Annotated in this window: 20 protein-coding genes; 14 read left to right on the forward strand and 6 right to left on the reverse strand. The window is 70.3% G+C overall.

The window, feature by feature from the left end; translation table 11 throughout:
* The first annotated feature begins 67 nt into the window (after positions 1–67).
* The 5 genes from F0L68_RS20360 (at position 68) to F0L68_RS20380 (ending at position 5,792) form a co-directional block, all read left to right on the forward strand.
* On the forward strand, positions 68–1,201 hold the full coding sequence (locus F0L68_RS20360; protein WP_149851212.1) for an LLM class flavin-dependent oxidoreductase: 1,134 nt from the start codon (positions 68–70) through the stop codon (positions 1,199–1,201).
* Between the two features lie 22 nt (positions 1,202–1,223).
* On the forward strand, positions 1,224–1,856 hold the full coding sequence (locus tag F0L68_RS20365; protein ID WP_149851213.1) for a class I SAM-dependent methyltransferase: 633 nt from the start codon (positions 1,224–1,226) through the stop codon (positions 1,854–1,856).
* A 98-nt stretch (positions 1,857–1,954) separates the two neighbouring features.
* The gene (locus F0L68_RS20370) at positions 1,955–2,668 is read left to right on the forward strand and encodes a TetR/AcrR family transcriptional regulator (RefSeq protein WP_149851214.1); all 714 of its coding nucleotides are present in this window, start codon (positions 1,955–1,957) and stop codon (positions 2,666–2,668) included.
* Positions 2,669–2,678: 10 nt separating this feature from the next.
* Entirely contained in the window at positions 2,679–3,830 is a 1,152-nt protein-coding gene (locus F0L68_RS20375; protein WP_149851215.1) for an FAD-dependent oxidoreductase, read from the forward strand.
* Between the two features lie 69 nt (positions 3,831–3,899).
* Positions 3,900–5,792, forward strand: coding sequence for an acyl-CoA synthetase (locus F0L68_RS20380; protein WP_149851216.1), 1,893 nt, complete (start codon positions 3,900–3,902; stop codon positions 5,790–5,792).
* Positions 5,793–5,796: 4 nt separating this feature from the next.
* Here the strand turns inward: F0L68_RS20380 and F0L68_RS20385 are convergent, their stop codons facing one another.
* The 5 genes from F0L68_RS20385 to F0L68_RS20405 all read right to left on the reverse strand — a co-directional run bounded on the left by F0L68_RS20385 (position 5,797) and on the right by F0L68_RS20405 (position 9,262).
* Positions 5,797–6,378 (reverse strand): Uma2 family endonuclease, encoded by a 582-nt coding sequence (locus F0L68_RS20385; RefSeq protein WP_223198979.1) that lies wholly within the window; start codon positions 6,376–6,378, stop codon positions 5,797–5,799.
* A gap of 88 nt (positions 6,379–6,466) precedes the next feature.
* A complete protein-coding gene (locus tag F0L68_RS20390; RefSeq protein WP_149851218.1) occupies positions 6,467–7,213 on the reverse strand; it encodes an SEC-C metal-binding domain-containing protein in 747 nt (248 codons plus the stop codon).
* A 237-nt stretch (positions 7,214–7,450) separates the two neighbouring features.
* Positions 7,451–7,684, reverse strand: a complete 234-nt coding sequence (locus F0L68_RS20395) for a DUF397 domain-containing protein (protein ID WP_149851219.1) — start codon at positions 7,682–7,684, stop codon at positions 7,451–7,453.
* A complete protein-coding gene (locus tag F0L68_RS20400) occupies positions 7,681–8,640 on the reverse strand; it encodes a helix-turn-helix domain-containing protein (RefSeq protein WP_149851220.1) in 960 nt (319 codons plus the stop codon). Before F0L68_RS20400 ends, F0L68_RS20395 begins: the two co-directional genes overlap by 4 nt.
* Positions 8,641–8,722: 82 nt before the next feature.
* Positions 8,723–9,262, reverse strand: a complete 540-nt coding sequence (locus tag F0L68_RS20405) for a helix-turn-helix domain-containing protein (RefSeq protein ID WP_149851221.1) — start codon at positions 9,260–9,262, stop codon at positions 8,723–8,725.
* Positions 9,263–9,338: 76 nt separating this feature from the next.
* Here F0L68_RS20405 and F0L68_RS20410 point away from each other — a divergent pair, with 76 nt between their 5' ends.
* The gene (locus tag F0L68_RS20410) at positions 9,339–10,190 is read left to right on the forward strand and encodes a CPBP family intramembrane glutamic endopeptidase (protein ID WP_149851222.1); all 852 of its coding nucleotides are present in this window, start codon (positions 9,339–9,341) and stop codon (positions 10,188–10,190) included.
* Positions 10,191–10,205: 15 nt separating this feature from the next.
* Here the strand turns inward: F0L68_RS20410 and F0L68_RS20415 are convergent, their stop codons facing one another.
* Positions 10,206–11,756 carry a Na+/H+ antiporter gene (locus F0L68_RS20415; protein ID WP_149851223.1) on the reverse strand — a complete coding sequence of 517 codons (1,551 nt, stop codon included), beginning with the start codon at positions 11,754–11,756 and terminating at the stop codon, positions 10,206–10,208.
* A 68-nt stretch (positions 11,757–11,824) separates the two neighbouring features.
* Between F0L68_RS20415 and F0L68_RS20420 the strand changes: the two genes are divergently transcribed.
* The 8 genes from F0L68_RS20420 to F0L68_RS20455 all read left to right on the forward strand — a co-directional run bounded on the left by F0L68_RS20420 (position 11,825) and on the right by F0L68_RS20455 (position 18,413).
* Positions 11,825–12,085 carry a UBP-type zinc finger domain-containing protein gene (locus F0L68_RS20420; protein ID WP_149851224.1) on the forward strand — a complete coding sequence of 87 codons (261 nt, stop codon included), beginning with the start codon at positions 11,825–11,827 and terminating at the stop codon, positions 12,083–12,085.
* 87 nt (positions 12,086–12,172) lie between these two features.
* Complete coding sequence (purD, locus tag F0L68_RS20425; RefSeq protein ID WP_149851225.1) at positions 12,173–13,438, forward strand: phosphoribosylamine--glycine ligase; 1,266 nt, start codon at positions 12,173–12,175, stop codon at positions 13,436–13,438.
* A 117-nt stretch (positions 13,439–13,555) separates the two neighbouring features.
* Positions 13,556–13,972, forward strand: a complete 417-nt coding sequence (locus F0L68_RS20430; RefSeq protein ID WP_149851226.1) for a hypothetical protein — start codon at positions 13,556–13,558, stop codon at positions 13,970–13,972.
* Positions 13,965–14,570, forward strand: a complete 606-nt coding sequence (locus F0L68_RS20435) for a DUF3558 domain-containing protein (protein WP_188316702.1) — start codon at positions 13,965–13,967, stop codon at positions 14,568–14,570. Before F0L68_RS20430 ends, F0L68_RS20435 begins: the two co-directional genes overlap by 8 nt.
* A 12-nt stretch (positions 14,571–14,582) precedes the next feature.
* A complete protein-coding gene (locus F0L68_RS42500; protein WP_188316703.1) occupies positions 14,583–15,854 on the forward strand; it encodes a hypothetical protein in 1,272 nt (423 codons plus the stop codon).
* A 5-nt stretch (positions 15,855–15,859) separates the two neighbouring features.
* On the forward strand, positions 15,860–16,630 hold the full coding sequence (locus F0L68_RS20445; protein ID WP_149851228.1) for an ESX secretion-associated protein EspG: 771 nt from the start codon (positions 15,860–15,862) through the stop codon (positions 16,628–16,630).
* Between the two features lie 213 nt (positions 16,631–16,843).
* Positions 16,844–17,149 (forward strand): hypothetical protein, encoded by a 306-nt coding sequence (locus F0L68_RS20450; protein ID WP_149851229.1) that lies wholly within the window; start codon positions 16,844–16,846, stop codon positions 17,147–17,149.
* A 43-nt stretch (positions 17,150–17,192) separates the two neighbouring features.
* Positions 17,193–18,413 (forward strand): transglycosylase SLT domain-containing protein, encoded by a 1,221-nt coding sequence (locus tag F0L68_RS20455; protein ID WP_149851230.1) that lies wholly within the window; start codon positions 17,193–17,195, stop codon positions 18,411–18,413.
* Positions 18,414–18,435 lie beyond the last annotated feature (22 nt).

The following is an 18,435-nucleotide window of genomic DNA, read 5'->3' on the forward strand; positions in this document are numbered from 1 at the left end:
ACGGGGACGTCGTCCGTTGACTTCCTCCTGACGTGGCGAGAAAACTCACCCGGGTGAGTGAGCGCAGATGAGCCTGACGCTGCACTGGTTCCTCCCGACCTCTGGGGACGGCAGGAACGTGATCGAACGCTTCCACGCCAACAAATCCCTCGGCGGGGCCGCGCAGCGCGGTCCCGACATCGACTACCTGGCCCAGGTCGCGGTCGCCGCGGAACACCTCGGCTTCACCGGGGTGCTGACGCCGGCCGGCACGTGGTGCGAGGACGCCTGGCTGACCACCGCCGCGCTGATCGCCAGCACCACGCGGCTGAAGTTCCTGGTCGCGTTCCGGCCAGGTCTCATCTCCCCGACGCTGGCCGCGCAGATGGCCGCGACCTACCAGCGGATCTCCCGGGGTCGGTTGCTGCTCAACGTGGTGACCGGCGGCGACGAGCTGGAGCAGCGCCGGTTCGGCGACTGGCTCGACCACGACCAGCGCTACGCCCGCACCGACGAGTTCCTGACGATCGTCCGATCGATCTGGTCCGGCTCGCCGGTCGACTTCACCGGCGCGCACTACCGGATCGCCGGCGCGACCCTGCTGGCGCCGCCGGATCCGGTGCCAGCCGTGTACTTCGGCGGTTCCTCGGCCGCCGCGCTCCCGGTCGCGGCCCGCCGCGCCGACGTCTACCTGACCTGGGGCGAGCCCCCGGCGCAGGTGGCCGAGAAGATCGGCAAGGTCCGTGCCCTCGCTGAGGAACAGGGCCGCAGGCTCCGTTTCGGCGTGCGGCTGCACACGATCAGCCGCGACACCTCGGCTGAGGCGTGGGCCGAGGCGAAGCGCCTGCTCGACGCCCTGGATCCGGGACAGGTGGCGCGGGCGCAGGAACAGTTGCGCGCCAGCCAGTCCGTCGGTCAACAGCGGATGGTCGCGCTGCACGGCGGCGGCCTGGACAAGGGCGTGCGCGGTCTGGAGATCCACCCGAACCTGTGGGCCGGCGTCGGCCTGGTGCGCGGCGGGGCCGGCACCGCGCTGGTGGGCAGCCACGAGGAGGTCGCCGACCTCATCGAGGAGTACCACGCGGTCGGCGTCGACGAGTTCGTGCTGTCGGGCTACCCGCACCTTGAGGAGGCGTACTGGTTCGGCGAGGGCGTGCGCCCGGTGCTCGCGCGGCGCGGACTGCTCGGCACGGCAACGGATTCGACGCTCGTGTCGGCGTAGTCGCCGTGGCAGGCTGGTCCGCATGGGGGATCACGACAGGGTCCGGTTGAGCTACGACACCGTGGCCGAGGAGTACGCCACCAGGCTGTGTGACGAGCTGTCGGGCAAACCGCTGGACCGCGCCCTGCTGGCCAGCCTCCTTGAGCAGGCGGAACCGGACGCCCCGATCGCCGACCTCGGCTGCGGCCCCGGCCACGTCGCGGCCTGGCTGGCCGAACGCGGCGCGCGCACGGTCGGCGTCGACCTGTCGGCCGGCATGGTCGAGGTGGGCCGACACCGTTACCCGGCGGTGGAGTTCCGACAGGGCGACCTGCTGTCGCTGCCGGCCGGGGACGGCGAGTTCGGCGCGGCTGTCGCCCTCTACACGATCATTCACCTTGCGCCCCAGGAACTTCGTCGCGCCTTCGAGGAGCTGGGGCGGGTGCTGCGCCCCGCCGGTCTCCTGCTGCTCTCCTTCCACGTTGGCGAGGAGGTCCGGCACCTGGACGAGTGGTGGGGCCACGACGTGGACGTCGACTTCCGCTTCCTCGACCCCACCCGCATCGCGGACCTGTTGGCGGACACCGGTTTCACGGTCGAGATGCGGATGGAACGCGTCAACTACCCGCACGAGGCCGCGACGCGCAGGGCCTACCTGTTGGCCCGCCGAACCTGACCCGGCGAACCCGGACCTAGAACCCGACCACTGGCGACTGTGACGAACACATTCGCCACGAACATGCACGTAACGAACATGTTCGTTAGACTGCGAGCATGACACCACGACCCAGGACCCCGCTCAGCCGGCGGGAGCGACCAGCGAAACCGGCCCTGACCAGGGCAGGGATTGTCGCCACCGCAGTCGCCGTGCTGCGCGCCGAGGGCCTGGAGAAGGTGACCATGCGGCGCCTCGCGCAGGAGCTGGACACCGGCCCCGCCTCGCTCTACGTGTACGTGGCGAACACCGCCGAGCTGCACGCCGCCGTGCTGGACGAGCTGCTCGGCGAGGTCGACCTGAACCAGGCCGAGAGCGTCGGCGACTGGCGCGAGCGCCTCGCAGGAGTCCTCACCTCCTACACAAGGATGCTGTTCCAGCACCCCGCGCTGGCCCGCTCGGCCCTGACCGCGCGCCCCACCGGCGAGCACTCCCTGCGCCTGCTGGAGCGCCTGCTGGCCCTGCTGGCCGAGGGAGACGTCCCGCCGGCGCAGGCCGCCTTCGGGGTGGACGTGTTGCTCCAGTTCGCCACCGCCACCGCGGCCGAGCACGCCACCCGCGCGCAGTTCGCCGACGCCGCAGCTGACTGGGACGCCCTGACCAACGCCCTGCACGAGGTCTCCGAGCGAACCCACCCGCACGTGCACGCCCTGGCCGCCAGCCTGCTGGCCGGCTCGCCGGAAGAGCGCATGTCCTGGTCCCTGCGAATGCTGATCAACGGCATCGCCACCACCCCGGTGCCGGACACCACCACTGACTCGCCACACCCATAAGGACCCCACCATGACCAGCACTCCCCACCACCCGATCGCGATCATCGGCAGCGGCCTCGGCGGCCTCACCCTGGCCCGCGTCCTGCACGTCAACGGCATCGCCTCGGCCGTCTTCGACCTGGAGGCGTCGCCCGAGGCGCGCACCCAGGGCGGCATGCTCGACATCCACGACGACTCCGGCCAGGTGGCGCTGCACGCCGCCGGCCTGCACGACCGGTTCCGCACCCTTATCCACGCCGGCGGCGAGGCCATGCGCATCGTGGGCCCGGACGGCACGGTCCGCCTGGCCGAGGAGGACGACGGCACCGGCAGCCGCCCCGAGATCGACCGAGGCGACCTGCGTGACCTGCTGCTGAACTCGCTGCCGCCCGACACCGTCCGCTGGGGCCGCAGGGCCGCCGGCGCGCGCCCGCTCGGCGACGGCCGGCACGAGGTGACCTTCGCCGACGGCACCACCGTCACCACCGACCTGCTCGTCGGCGCCGACGGAGCCTGGTCCAGGGTGCGGCCCCTGCTCTCCGCCGCGACCCCCGCCTACACCGGCATCTCCTTCGTGGAGACCGACCTGCTCGACGTCGACACGCGCCACCCGGCCAGCGCGGCCCTGGTCGGCAACGGCTTCTTCATCTCGCTCGGCGAGCACCGGGGAATCCTGGCGCACCGCGAGAGCGACGACAGCCTGCACGTCTACACGGCACTCAAGGTCGGCGAGGACTGGCTGGACACCCTCGACGCCACCGACCCCGAGACCACCAGGAAGGCCGTCCTCGGGCACCTCGACGGCTGGCACGACAGCCTGCGGGCGCTGGTCGCCGACGCCGACGGCGCACCCGTCCTGCGCCGCGTCAACGCCCTGCCCGTCGGCCACCGGTGGGACCGCAGCCCTGGGGTGACCCTCCTCGGCGACGCCGCGCACCTGATGTCCCCCTTCGCCGGGGAGGGTGCCAACCTCGCCATGCTCGACGGCGCCGAGCTCGGCCGCGCGCTCGCCGCCAACCCCGGCGACACCGAAGCCGCCCTGGTCGCCTACGAGCGGGACCTGTTCCCCCGCAGCGAGACTTCCGCCGCCGAGTCCGCAGCCAACCTGGAGCTGATGTTCGGCGACAACGCCCTCCAACGCCTGCTCGACCAGTTCGCCGACCGCGACCAGGCGGTCACCTGATCCGATCCGCCAACCTGGCGTGCCCGTCCGACCAGTGACGACACCGCACCCCATCTGACAGGGTGGGGCATGACCACCTCGTCCTCCGCGCACGATCTGCTCTGGCCGCACTACGCGGGGCCGGAGGACCTGGCCGCGATCGAGGCAGTGCCGCTGGAGCGACGCGGCCTGCCCGACAGCACCTACGACCTGGTCACCGGCGCCGCGCGGCAGTGGCCCGACCGCATCGCCCTCTCCCTCCTGCCGAGCGCGGCGCGCTGGGACGAACCGGTCGTCTGGACCTTCACCGACCTCGCCGACCGCGTGCACCGCATCGCCAACGTCCTGACGTCACTGGGCATCGGCCGCCGCGACGCCGTGGGGTTGTTGTCCCCCAACGTGGGCACGCTGTTCGCGGCGACCCTCGCCGCCGAGGCCGTCGGGATCGCCGCGCCCGTCAACCCCGCGCTCGCCGCCGAACAGGTCGCCGAGCTCCTCACGCTGTCCGGCGCGAAGCTACTGGTCGCCGCAGGCCCTGAACTGGCCCCCGCCGCCTGGGACAGGGCCGTCGAGGTCGCCAAGCTGGCCGGCATCGAGACCGTCCTGGCGCTGCGCCCCGACGGCGCGACCGACGACCCGCCGCCCCTGTCCACCGGCGCGTACCTCGACGACCTGGCCGCCGAGCAGCCCGGCGACCGGCTGCTCGCCGCCGACCGCCCGACGGCGACGGACCTCGCCAGCTACTTCCACACCGGCGGCACCACCGGCACCCCGAAGCTGGCCGCGCACACGCACGGCAACGAGGTCGCCATGTCGTGGACGCTGGCTGCGGAGAAGTCCCTCGGCGACGGCGCGGTGTACCTCGGCGGCCTGCCGCTGTTCCACGTGAACGCCGTGCTGGTCACCGGCCTCGGGCCGTTGATGGCCGGCCAGCAGGTGGTCTGGGCCGGGCCGACCGGCTACCGGGATCCCGCGCTGTACCAACACTTCTGGAAGATCGTCGAGCGCTACCGCGTCACCACGTTCTCGGCCGTGCCGACCGTGTACGCGGTGCTCGGGCAGGTCCCGGTCGACGCGGACCTCAGCAGCCTCCAGTTCGGCGTGGTCGGGGCCGCGCCGCTGCCGCCCGCCGTCGCGGACCGGTTCACCCAGCACACGGGTGTGCCGCTGGTGCAGGGTTACGGGCTCACCGAGGCGACCTGCGCCACCGCGCGCAACTACGCGGGACACCAGCGCGAGGGCTCGGTCGGCCAACGCCTGCCGTACCAACAGATCAAGGCCGTGCGCGTGGACGAGGAGACCGGCGCGTTCACCGATCTCCCGCCGGGCGAGACCGGCACCCTGGTGATCTCCGGCCCGACCGTGTTCCCCGGCTATCTCCGGCAGGGTCCGGACGGCCCGGTGCCCGAGGCGACCGGCAAGGTCGTCGACGGCTGGCTCGACACCGGCGACCTCGGCCGCGTCGACGAGGACGGTTACGTGTACCTGTCCGGCCGCCGCAAGGATCTGATCATCCGGGGCGGCCACAACATCGACCCGGCCGTCATCGAGGACGCGCTGCTCGCGCACCCCGCCGTCACCGGGGCCGCCGCCGTCGGACGTCCCGACGCGCACTCCGGCGAGGTGCCCGTCGCCTACGTGACCCTGCAACCGGACGCGACCGTCACCGTCGACGAACTCCTTGCCTGGGCGGCGGAACACGTTCCAGAGCCGGCCGCCGCGCCCAAGCTCGTCACCGTGCTGGCCGAACTGCCCCTCACGGCCGTCGGCAAGCCCTTCAAACCCGCGCTGCGCAAGGACGCGCTGCGCACGGTCGTGTCCGAGGAACTGGCCGCGCTTGGCTTGTCTCATCTCACCGTCGACGTCGTCCTGGACGGCAGCGACCCGGTGGCCGTCATCGGCGGACCCGCCGAGGAGGCCGAGGTCGAGGCGATCCGCCAGGCACTCGGCCGCTACACCTGCACCTGGCGGCTCAGCGGCTGACCAGTCATCGTGGGCACAGCTCGGCCGGGTCGACGGCCACCGGTACCGGGGCAGCCGTGATGGTGGTCGTGCGGCCTGGCCTTGCGACGGTGTCCTCGACATAACGGCCACGTTCGAGCCGGTAGGCGGTCACCGAAGCGGTTCCGATCCGGTCCTGGTCGACAGCCCAGAAGAAGGGCACACCGGCGGTCGCGTAGGCGGCCACCTTGGTCTCGCGTTCGCTCCTGGTGTTGCCCGGAGACCAGATCTCCGCCGCCAGCACGACATTCCTGGCGTGGAAGCTCACGCCGACCGGCTTGGTGTCGAGCACGACCACATCAGGAATCAGCGCTGTCCGCATGGCGGAGCTGATCTCGACTCCGACGGCCGGAACCACGTGAAGATCCGTCCTCTTCGCGTCCCGTACGGCGTCAAAGATGAGGCGTGCCAAGGCGAAACCGGCGTGTTGGTGCTGACCGGATGGTGCTGGACTCACGTGGAAGTAACCCCAGATCAGTTCGAGGCGCGAGCCATCCGATGGGTGCTCCGCCGTCAGCCAGTCCTCGACCGTGTTCGGACCGATAGGGTGTTGCAGCGCGGCGCTCACTGACCCGCCTCCCTGGTTAGGGTTCGCCCCTAGTGTTGCACATTGCCGCTGGTCAGGGCGATCGAGCGGCCAGGCGGCCCGTTGCGGCTCAGGCGAGGTTGGGGCGACCGCAACACTTCTTGTACTTGACGCGCGATCCACACCAGCACGGCTCATTGCGCCCAGGGGGCCAGGCGATCACACCGCCCTCGGCGATGATCTCGTCCATGCAGTCGCGTCGCGTGTCCTCGTCCTCGGGGTCACCGCCGGTGTTGGCGGCGAACTCGATCAGCCTGGCCACGGTCAACGGAACCATGACGATCTGGGCGACGCCGGCCTCGGACAACTCGCGGTTGGCGATCTCGCGATCGATGGTGACACTGTCCGCCTCACCGTGCTCCACCAGTACCGGCCACCGTTGGTGGGCGAGCGGCACCTCGTCGCGTGGCCAGAACAGCACCCGCACCTGGCGGGGCGGGCGAGCGCCATCGGCAAGGCGCTCGGCGAGGTCCTCGCCGTCGAACGCGCCAGCGTCGGGCACGGGCGCCGACTCGTCCAACTCGTCCGGTGGCAGACCAAGAGCCTCGCGGACACGCCGCCGGCCCTGGACGATGCCAGCGACATGGCTCAGGAACCCCAGCTCCGACCGGAGTTCGGCCAACTCCTCGTCGCTGACGCGGGAGACGGCCATGTTGAACCAGGTCAACGCCTCCTGGTACGCCTCACGTTCCTCCATAAGCTCCCCGGCCATGTGGTAGGGAGCTGGCGAAGCGGGCCGCTCGGTCCGCAGCGCCACCAGTTGCGCCTCGGCCTCGTCCGCGCGGTCGAGTTCGTACAGCACGTCGGCCAGCTGCACCCTGGCGTAGCCGCCGTCCTCGCCGCCCAGCGCGGTCGCCTCGGTCAGCAGCTCGATCGCGCGACCGTGCTCACCGGCCGAGTACCAGGCGTGGGCGGCCTCACTCAGGATCTCGGCGCGTTCCTCGGGATAGTCGTCGAGCTTGCTTCCAACTCCCGAGCTTGTTCCGCGTGCTGGTTCGATCCCGTCGCCATGCCGGCGAAGGTACGCGGTCCCGCCGGTTCGGTCGCGCGGTGGTCAGCCGGTGAGGCGATCCGCCTTGGCTGCGCCGAGGAACGCGGCGAGTTCCGCCCTGGTGAAGGTCAGGACGGCCCCGTCCGGGTTCTTGGAGTCCCGGAAGCCGACGTGCGTCGGCGCGTGCCCGACCTCGACGCAGTTCTCCTGAGCGTCGCTGTGGCTGCTCTTGCGCCAGGACATCTCGACGCAGTTCTCCTGGCCACTGCTGTAGCTGCTCTTCCGCCAGACGGTCATTGCCGCGCTCCTTCGTCGCCACGTGACAGCCCGGCGGCGATGTCCCGGAGCAGTTCCACCGAGCGCCTGGCATCGAGTGCCGCCGCCAAGATGCCCTTGAAGGCCAGCCTATAGGCGTTCAGGTGTGCCGTTTCCTCCAGATAGAGGCTGGCGACCTTGTTCTCCAACAACACCAGGCTGGGCAGCACCGCGAAGTGCAGCACCGCGAAAGGCGTATCCAATCCAGGGTGCGCGCCGGCATCCAGCCGCACCACTCGGATGGTCACAGACGGGCGCTCGGCGGCCTCCACCAAGTGCTCGAGTTGCCCGCGCATGATGTCCGGGCCGCCAACGTTCTGGCGCAGCGCGGCCTCATTGAGCACAACGGTGAGCGCAGGTGCATCGGGTAGGCGAAGTAGCGTCTGGCGTGCGATCCGGGCGTTCACCCGGCTCTCGATCTCCTCGTCGCTCAGCGGAACGCCGTAGCCTGCGATCACCGCACGGGCATAGCCAAACGTCTGTACCAGTCCAGGCACCAGCAGCGGTTCGTAGTTCCAGATCTCGCTGGCGTCCTCCTCGAAGCCGAACCACGTCCGGAACGTGTCCGGCAGGGTGAGGTCGGCCATGTCCAACAAACCCGGCTCGTCCGCGCTGCCGTGCAGCTTCAACAACGCGTCCCGCAGCCGCCTCGGCGCGTGATAGACGGCCAACAGGGCGCTCAGGTCATCCCGTTTGAGTCCCCGCTGTCCGCTCTCCCACCGGGAGATCGTGCTCTCCGAGGCGTCCAACTTTCGCGCCACCTCGCTACACGTCAGCCGCGCTTCCTTCCGCAGTCGGTGAAGTTCCATCCGCACCCGCCGCATCCGGATGCTGTGCTGTCGTCTCCGCTGAGCCGCCATGCCCGGAACCCTCCGGCAGGCAAGGCCGGCCGCGCCATTACCCGATCTGGGCCTTGCCTGACCGGGTGGCAAGCCCATTCACCAGTAGCCATGGGCACTTGTCGACAAACCGGCATGTCGTGCCATCGACCTTTGACCCGATCGGGGGCGCGATTCGCTCCTACGCCGGGTTTGCGGGCTTGTCCGGCACGACGACGAGGCTGACGATGCGACGGGTGCGGCCGCCCTCCGGGGCGTTGGGGATGCGCGAGACGACCGCGTTCTCGATCTCGTCGACCATCACGGCGAACTCGTCGTCGGTCAGCGACACCGCCGCCTGCCGGTAGACCACGCCGTCCGCGACGGGATCGGCGTCCGCGCCCTTGAGGTACCGGTCGAAGTCCGAAAGCAGGGACGCCGCGAACGTGGTGAACGCCCGTTGGTGGTCCTCCGGCGTCATCGCCGCCCGCGCCGCGGGGTCGACCACCGCCATCTCGGGCCGCACCCGGTAGCTGCGCTCCACCGTGCCGCGCACCCGCCGCTCGGCCACGACCTCCAGCACGCCAGCGTCGACCAACACGGCGATCTGCCGGTACATCGTCGCCGGGGCGACGTCGGGGATGCGGTCCCGCAGTTGCGCGGTGGTCATCGGGTCCGCGTCGAACAGCGTTTGCAGGATGCGCATCCGCACGGGATGCAGGAGCAGGTCTGCGGTCGCCATGGACCAATGTTCTCACATGCGATATCGTTCTCACTGTTGATAACATTCGCACTGTCGAGAGTGATGGAGAAAAGGCGTGACCACCTCAGCCCCTGCCCGTCAGCGAAGCGGCCTTGCTCTCTACTTCGCTGTCACATTCGCGACGACCTGGGCTCTCTGGCTTGTCGCGATCGTGCTCGGCGCACCGGGAGGACCGAGTTCCCCGATCGTCGTGCTCGGCGCCTTCGGCCCGGCGATCGGCGCGATCGTGGTCCGAATCCGCCGCGCCGTCCGCCGTCAACCGGCCCCCGCCCGCACGGTGCCGCTCCGGCTGTGGCCCCGGCTGTTACTGGTGCTGCCGATGCTGGTGCTGACCTCGGCGACCGTGCTGGGCGGCGCGCTGCTCGCGTCCCTGCTCGGCGGTCCCGCAGTGAGCCTGACGGGTGGGCAGACGCTGATCACGACCGTCGGCGGGCCCGTCCCGTTCGTCATCAGCATGCTGATCGCCGGTCCATTGGCCGAGGAGCCCGGCTGGCGCGGCACGGCCTATCCGCGCATGCGCGCGTCGATGGGCCGCATTCCCGCCGCCCTGCTGCTCGGTGTCGTCTGGGCGGTCTGGCACGTGCCGCTGTTCTTCATCCCCGGCACCGTTCAGGCCACTCTCGGTCTGTTCAGCTGGAGCGGCCTGGCGTTCATGGTCAGCGTCATCCCGATGGCCCTCCTGACCGGTTACGCCTACGAGCGCGCCGGGGTCGCGGCGTCGATCGCGGTCCACTTCGCCGGTAACGTGACACTCGCGCTGCTGTCCGTCAGTTCGCCCGTCACGCAGGCGTTCATCGTGGCGGTGCAGGTCATCGTCGCGATCCCGCTGCTGGCCCTGCACCCCGACCGCCAGGCGGACCCGGCAACCGGTGCGTCCAATCAGGAACACGCCTCGCTGCCGCGCTGACTCCTGCTCCTGTGCTCACTCCCGCGACAGCGCCGCCTCCTCCAGATCCAACTCCCGCAACACCCGCCCGAGCACCTCATCATCGATCTCGCCCGCGTTGCGCGCCGCCACGAACACGTCCCGCTCCGCGGCCAGCATCGTTCGCCGCAGCCGCCGGAACGCGGCCGCCGGGCTCTCCTGTTCCTGCCGCCCCAACCGTTCCCACGCCGCGTTGCCCCGATGCTCCGCGATGGTCCGCAACCGGTTCACCACATGCTCCGGTGCGGTCCCCTCCGCGACCTCCTGGTCCAGCCGCGCCACCGCGGCCAGCGCCGCGTTGTGCTGCGCCTGCGCCTCGGCCAGCGCGTCCGAGCGCCCCTCGTCCCCCCGTAGGCACACCCACCGGATCAACAGCGGCAACGTCGTGCCCTGAACCAACAACGTGCCCACCGTGATCACGAAAGTGAACAGCACCACCACATCACGGCCGGGCATGTCCGCCGGAATCGCCGAGGCGGCCGCGAGCGACACCACACCCCGCATGCCGGCCCAGGCGATCACCGACACCTGCCGCCAGCCCGGCGCGCTCTCGCGCCTGCGGATGTGCCTGAACAACACCCTCGGGAGGTAGGCCGCGGGGAACATCCAGACGATCCGCACCAGCATCGTCGCCAACAACACCACCACGGCCGCGCCGAGCAGCCCCCACGTCACGTGCCCCGCGCCAAGCACCGACCGCAGCTGCAACCCGATCAGGGCGAACACGAACGACTCCAGCAGCACGTCAACCGACTTCCACACGGCGGCGTCCTGGAGGCGCGTCGAGTACTCCACCTTCGGCGCGTTGTGCCCGACGAACAGCCCGGCGACGACCACCGCCAGCACGCCCGACGCGTGCACCTCCTCCGCGAGCAGATAGGCGCCGAACGGCACCAACAGCCCGAGCGCGCTCTCCAGCACGCCGTCCCGCAGCTTGACCCGCACCGCCTGCACGGCCATCCCGACCAGCAGCCCGACCACGATCCCGCCGCCGGCCGCGACCAGGAACACCAACAACCCCGAGCCCCACGACATCGACGCCCCGGCGGCGGCCGCGACCGCGACCTTGTAGGCCGTCAGCGCCGTCGCGTCGTTGGCCAGGCTCTCGCCGGCCAGCAGCGTCATCGTGCGACGCGGCAGCCCGAGCCTGCGGCCGATCGTGACCGCCGCGACCGCGTCCGGCGGGGCCACCACCGCGCCGAGCACCAGCGCGGCCGTCAGCGGCAGGCTCGGCACGACCAGGTGCGCGACCACGCCGACCACCAGCGTGGTGGCCAGCACCAGCCCGACCGCGAGCAGCCCGATCGGCCGCAGGTTCGCCCGGATGTTCAGGTATGAGCTGTCCACCGACGCCGAATACAGCAGCGGGGGGATGATCAGGATCAGGATCAGGTCCGGTTCGAGCCGAAACTCGGGCAGACCAGGCAGATAGGACACGACCAGACCGACGCCGACCAGCAGGAGCGGCGCCGACCAGTTGAGCCGCCGCGCCACGGCGGTCACGATCAGTGACCCGAAGAACAACAGCAGCAGCTCGTACCCGTGCATCGACCCTCCTCGCGATGGTGCCGGGTAAGGATGACTGCTGAGACCGAAGAAAGCATGAGAGGACCGTCATGAGCTGCCAGCACGTGGACACCCTGCCCGTCGAGGTCACCGCGGACTCCAAGGAAGGCTGCCCCGAGTGCCTGGCGCTCGGCGAGCACGGCTGGGTGCACCTGCGGATGTGCCTGTCCTGCGGGCACGTGGCGTGCTGCGACTCCAGCCCGCACCGCCACGCCACCGCGCACCACCAGAGCACCGGCCACCCCGTCATGCGCTCCTGCGAGCCCGGCGAGAACTGGCGCTGGTGCTACGTCGACGACCGCATCGTGTGACCCGTCACGCCCCTCTTCGCCATCCACTGGGCTGAACGGAGCACGTGGTTCACGGTGCCGAGAAGCGGCCATCTACGCTCATGCCTCGTGCGCGTCCTGGTAATCGGGTCAGGTGCTCGTGAGCACGCCCTACTCCTCGCCCTGTCGCGGGATCCTCAGGTGACCGCGTTGGCCTGCGCGCCAGGCAACGCCGGTACGGCCGCCCTGGCCGAGACCTACGGGGTCGACGTGGCCGACGGCGCGTCCGTGGCCGCCCTGGCCACCAGGTGGGACGCCGACCTCGTCGTGGTCGGCCCGGAACAGCCCCTGGTCGCGGGTGCTGCCGACGCCGTCCGCGCCGCCGGCATCCCGTGCTTCGGCCCGTCGAAGGCGGCGGCCAGGATCGAGGGCTCCAAGGCGTTCGCCAAGGACGTCATGCACGCGGCCGGGGTGCCGACCGCGCACAGCGAGGTCGTGGACAACCCGGCCAAGCTGGACGCCGCGCTGAACCGCTTTGGCCCCACCTACGTCGTCAAGGACGACGGTTTGGCGGCCGGCAAGGGCGTCGTCGTCACCACCGACTTCGACCTGGCGCGGGCGCACGCCATGACCCTGCTCGACGGCGGTCACCCCGTCCTCCTCGAGACGTTCCTGGACGGCCCGGAGGTGTCCCTGTTCTGCCTGGTCGACGGCGGGCACGTGGTGCCCCTCGTGCCGGCGCAGGACTTCAAGCGCGTTGGCGACGGCGACGCCGGCCCCAACACGGGCGGCATGGGTGCGTACGCCCCGCCGTCCTGGGCTCCAGACGGCCTGGTCGACGACGTGGTCGAGCGAATCGTCCAGCCCGTCGTCGACGAACTCGCCAAGCGCGGCACCCCGTTCGCCGGCCTGCTCTACGCGGGCCTGGTCCTGACCGCCGACGGTCCCGAGGTCATCGAGTTCAACTGCCGGTTCGGCGACCCGGAGACCCAGGTCGTCCTGGCGCTGCTCCGCACTCCGCTGGCCGGCCTCTTCCTGGCCGCGGCCGAAGGTCGCCTCGCGTCCGAGCCGCCTCTCGACTGGGAGCCCGGTTACGCCGTCACCGTCGTGATCGCCGCCGAGGGCTACCCCGGCAGGCCGAGGACCGGCGACGTGATCGCCGGCGGCGACGCCGAAGGCGTGCTGCATGCCGGCACCCGCCGCCGCGAGGACGGCGCCGTGGTCTCCGCGGGAGGCCGCGTCCTGTCCGTGGTCGGCACCGGTGTCGACCTGGCCGCCGCCCGCCGCACCGCCTACGACCGCGTCGAGGGCGTGCACCTCACCGGCTCACACCACCGCTCCGACATCGCGCTCCGCGCCGTCAACGGCGAGATCGGCGTGCCGACAAACCACTGAAGTTTCGACGGAACCGACCGACCGCGTTCTTCGTCCAATCTCAGGCTCGGCTCACGTGGCCGTTGGTAGCCTGCGAAGCGAGACCGGTCCGTTACCGTACGTTCGGGGGTAGACGTCGTGGCACAGGAGAGCTGGTTCGACCGGGTGACCGACAACGTCCTCGGCGGAGTCGGAGCCTTCGCTGAGTTGACCAAGACACCAGCCGGACCCGCGCAGAGCTTCACCGTCAACCACGACAACGTCCTCCAGGCCGCGAAAGTTATTCAGGACCAGGCCGACCAGTTGCAGGATCTGTACCGGAACTCGGTGGATGTCCTCGGCGTGAATCTTCCCGCAAGCGCTGACCTGGTGAACAAAGACATTGCTGACGCGTGGAACGATCGTCTGCTGCTGGCGGATGACTCCTATGGCGCTCGGGTGGGGCAGTACATCACTAGCCTCAACAAGCTGACCGGTCAGCTGCGTGATGCTGCCAAGCAGTACGGCTTCACCGAGGACGAGGTCACGAGCGCGTTGGGTGACAAGCGTGCCTGACCGCAAGCTGATCGGCCTCGTCGGTGCGGTGGCGGCCGTCCTCGTGTTGTCGGCATGTTCGAACACCGAGCCCGGCAAGTCGAGTGCGGCCTCGTCCGCCCCGGGAACCTCCTCCTCGACTGGCAGTACGGCTTCGTCGCTCCCGCCAAGGCCCAAGGACTTGAAGGTGGACAAGGTGACCGACCCTTGTTCACTGCTTACCGATGCGCAACGGGCGGAACTGTCGATTACGCGGGCCCGCAAGGGCACTGCTGATCCGGTGCACACCGGACCCGTTGCCGCCTGCATGTTGAATCCGAGCGGCCCTTCCGCCACTTACCGAGTGGTTGCTGTTCCGAACACGGGCGTTGGCTACTGGTTCGATGTCGTCAATATGAGCACGCAGGTCATCGACGTATCAGGTTTTCCTGCGGTTCGCGCCACGTTCAGCGGGTCGGCCGGAGTCGCCGCGTGCAGCATCGCGGTGAGCGTTGCTGACAACCAACAGCTGTTGGTGGATTTCACGCCGGACGATCGCCAGTTCAGCCAAGAACAGATGTGCCAGAACGCGCAGAAGGCAGCCGGCCTCGCGCTGGCGACCCTTCAGACGATCAAGTGAGGGGGCACGACCATGGGCCACAAGCAGTTGAGCGGACACCGTTTCCAGGGGTATGACAACAACGGCCTCGCGGGAATCGTCCAGGCGTTCCACACGAGCAACGCGTCGCACAAGTTCGCCGAGGCGGCGTTCGCCCTCAAGCAGCTTGCGATGGGTCTCGCCGAAACGGACCAGGTGCTTCGCCAGCAGCTCAAGCAGCTGGGCATCGACTGGCAGGGCGCGTCGGGTGATGCCGCCGCCACGACGGTGAAAGCCTCCTCCGACTACGGCGACCAGGCGCACGAGCACGGCACCAACACGTCTACCACGGTGATGGACCAGAGCTCCAACTACGGCCACACCAGCAACACGCTGCCGAGCGCCTCGACGCTCCAGGGACCGACGTCGGAGAACCTCGGCGACAAGGTGATGGGCTTCTTCGGGCACACCACCGACCACGCCAAGGAAGTCCAGCAGACCAACGTGGCTCGGCAGCAGACGATCGACTCGCTGACCAACTACACCGACCAGAGCCAGCAGTCGCTGAACAGCTACCAGCCGATGCCGCAGCCGCCGGGGTTCGACCTGCATACCTCGACCTCCAGCACGAGTTCGGGCATCACCGCACCCTCCAGCTTCGACTCCTCCGGCGTCGGGACGCAGCCGGGCACGGGGACGAACAGCCCCAGCTTCGGCGTGTCCGGCAACCAGGGCGCCAACGGGCTGGTCGGCACGCCCGCCCCCATCGGCACCGGCGGCGTCCCCGGCGTCCCGGGAAGTCCCGGCACACCAGGTGCCCGGCTGCCCGGCGGCGGTAACTCCACGGGTGTCATGCCAGTCGGCGAAGGCCAGCTGCCGCAGGGCACCTTCACCGGCGGCACGCCTCGGCCGACGCCGAGCAACTTCGGGCTCGGGGTCGGGCTCGGCACGATGGGCGGGCTCGGGCTCGGGGCGATGGCCGCGGGCGCGAAGGGCGGTCAGGTCGTGCGGGGCGGTCCCGGCGGCGCGGCGGGCGGCAGCAGCAAGGGCGGCCTGTTCGAGGAGGAGGCCGCCTCGGCGAAGAAGGGTTCGGCAAGCTCCGGCATTATCGGCGAGGAGGAGCGGCTCGCGGGCCGGGCGGGCGGCAAGGCGGGCGTGGCCGGCAAGGGCGGGTCCTCGATGATGCAGCCTGCCGCCGCTGGCAAGGGCAAGAAGGACGAGGACGCCGAGCACGTGCGCAAGTACGGCGTGGACGACTCGGACGTCTTCGACGACGAACGCCTTGTGGTGCAGTCGGTCCTTGGCGACGACAAGAAGGACCAGTAGTCGCGGTGACATCCTCCGGCAGCGTTGTGCTGTCCACTGTGGAGTTCGACGTGGTGTGGGAAGCCGAGCGCTTCCCACACCGGCACGTCGCGTTGGACGTCCCGAGTCCCGGCGTCACGCACACGGAACGGGCCGAGATCGTCTCCGGCGTCTGGGATTCGCTCGAACAGCGCGGGCTGGCGGAGCGGGGACGGGTCGTTCCCGAGCTCGCGGACAGCCTCGCGCTGCTGGCCAATCCCCAACAGTCCGTCGACATCTGGGTCTGGACGGACCGCAACATCAGGGGCTTCGCCTCCGCCGCGGGCGAGGCCGCCCTGCTCGCGGTCGTCGACGGCGGCGAGGTCTGGCTGATCGGGGCGCACGGCACCTCGCTGGCCGAGTCGGCGGTGTCCGTCGCCGGTGACATGCCGGCCGGCTTCGGCCGTTCGGTGAGCCTGCCCAACGAGTTCCTGCACGGTGCCGCCGCCGAGGCGGGTGACGACGCCGAGCGGCTGATCACGGCCCTTGAGCGGCGTGGTGTCGGCCTCGGCGACGCGCAGGAGCTCGCCGCGATGGTCAACGGCATCAGCATCCGCGGGCAGTTCGGGGCGGAGCGCGCCGGGCGCGGCGGTTCGGCCTCCCGCGCCGACCGGGTGGTCGCCTTCCACGACACCCCGTCCGGCCGCTACCTGCACCTGGTGCGGCCGAGCACGGACGGCAGGCTGTGGAGCACGATCGCCCCTGCGGACAACGCTCGGCTGGCCGGCTGCGTGTGGGAGCTGCTCGACGAGGCCTGATTCGGCAGGTCGGACGGGCTGGCGGACGAGGCGCGGACGGGTCGAGTACGGCCCAGGACGGCCCGGGTTGGATGACTCCGTGAACCAGGTCGGATGACGCTGTGCGATACGTCCTTACCGAGCGCTCAACTCGCTCTAAGGTTGGGGAACCGGCTCGGTCGGCGTCGCGTCAGACCGGGTGCAAGGCGGGCGTGCCGAAGGGGGTTGGCCTAGGTGTCAGTCGCGAAGTTCAACACCGATGCCCTTGAGCAGTGCCGCACGATGGCGAGCGGGCAGGCCAGCCAGTTCGGCGGCCTCGGCGACGGTTTCGCCCAGCACCACGGCAATCCCGCGATCTTCGGCAAGCTGACCAGCTCGGCGGGCATCTCGGCTGCGGTCGACTCGTTGTGCGCGGCGGTGCGCACGGAGTTCGCCGCGGCGGAGTCCGTGCTCGGCAAGGTCGAGCGCGCCGTCGACGCCATCACGCAGAGCACCGCCGACGTGGAGCAGGCCAACGCGGGTTCGTTCAAGTCGGTCTGACAGGTCACGGTCCGACAGGTCGCAGCGGGGAGAGCGCAGAGCGATGAGTGCCAAGGACGAAGTGGCGGGACTCCCGGGGGGAGCGGCGCTCGCCGCGCTCGCCGACAAGGTGGACAGCGCGCAGCCGGACAGCGTGCGCGAGATCGCCAACCAGCTGACGACCGCCGCAGGCAAGTGCGACGAGTCCGACACGGCCGTCGGCAAGTCCGTCGCCCAGCTCGACGGGGCCTGGGAGGGCAAGTCCGCGCAGGGCTTCACCACCTACATGGCTGACTTCACCAAGGCGGGCGGTTCCGTGAAGGACGCGCTCACCAACGGCGCGACCGCCCTCAACACCGCCGCTGGCGCGTTGCAGACCGCCAAGGACTCGATCAACCGCATCTGCGAGGATCTGCTGACCCGCGTCCGCGCGCTGCGTTCGGCGGAGAAGGACGACGCGGACAAGTCCCAGCACGACGCGGCCATCAGCCGCATGTGCGCCGAGGCGGTCAGCGACGCCCAGCCCAAGATCACCGAGGTGGAGCAGGCGCTCGGCACGGCGCTTGGCACTATCAACGGCCTGCCCGGCGCGATCGCGCCCAAGTTCTCCACCATGGCCGACCCGAACACGCAGGCGTTCACCCCGGCGCCCGGCAAGAAGGTCGAGTGGACGGCGAAGCCTGCGCCCACCACGGGGACCTCCGGCGCCGACGGCAGCGCCCCCATCACGCCGCCGCAGGACCACGGGAACGGCTCCGGGTCTGGCTCCGGGTCCGGCGGGGACTCCGGCGGCTCAGGCAGCGGTAACAGCGGCAGCGGTCACGGTGGCGGTGGCCACGGCGGTGGCGGTGGTGGCGGCGGCACGGACGGTGGCGGTGGCGGCGGTCTCGGGCCCAGTGGTGGCCCGCCGGCCAGCGGCCCGCCGCCCGGCAACGTGCAGGACTGGATCAAGCAGGCCATCGAGATCCTGCGGGCCAACGGCGTGAACGTCAGCGACGCCGACATCAACACCATCTGGTCGATCATCCAGCACGAGTCGGGCGGCGACCCGCACGCGATCAACAACTGGGACTCCAACGCGGCGGCGGGACACCCGTCCAAGGGCCTGATGCAGTGCATCGACTCGACGTTCCAGGCGCACAAGCTGGCCGGCCACGACGACATCTGGAACCCGGTGGACAACATCATCGCCGGCGTGAAGTACTCGGTGGACCGCTACGGCGGCCTTGGCAACGTGCCCGGCGTGAAGGCCCTGCACGGCGGCGGCAGCTACGTGGGCTACTGAGTTGCCGCGTCCGGAGCAAGGC

Origin of the sequence: Solihabitans fulvus (assembly GCF_008386585.1) — a bacterium.
In the GTDB taxonomy this organism is placed as follows: Bacteria; Actinomycetota; Actinomycetes; order Mycobacteriales; family Pseudonocardiaceae; genus Solihabitans; species Solihabitans fulvus.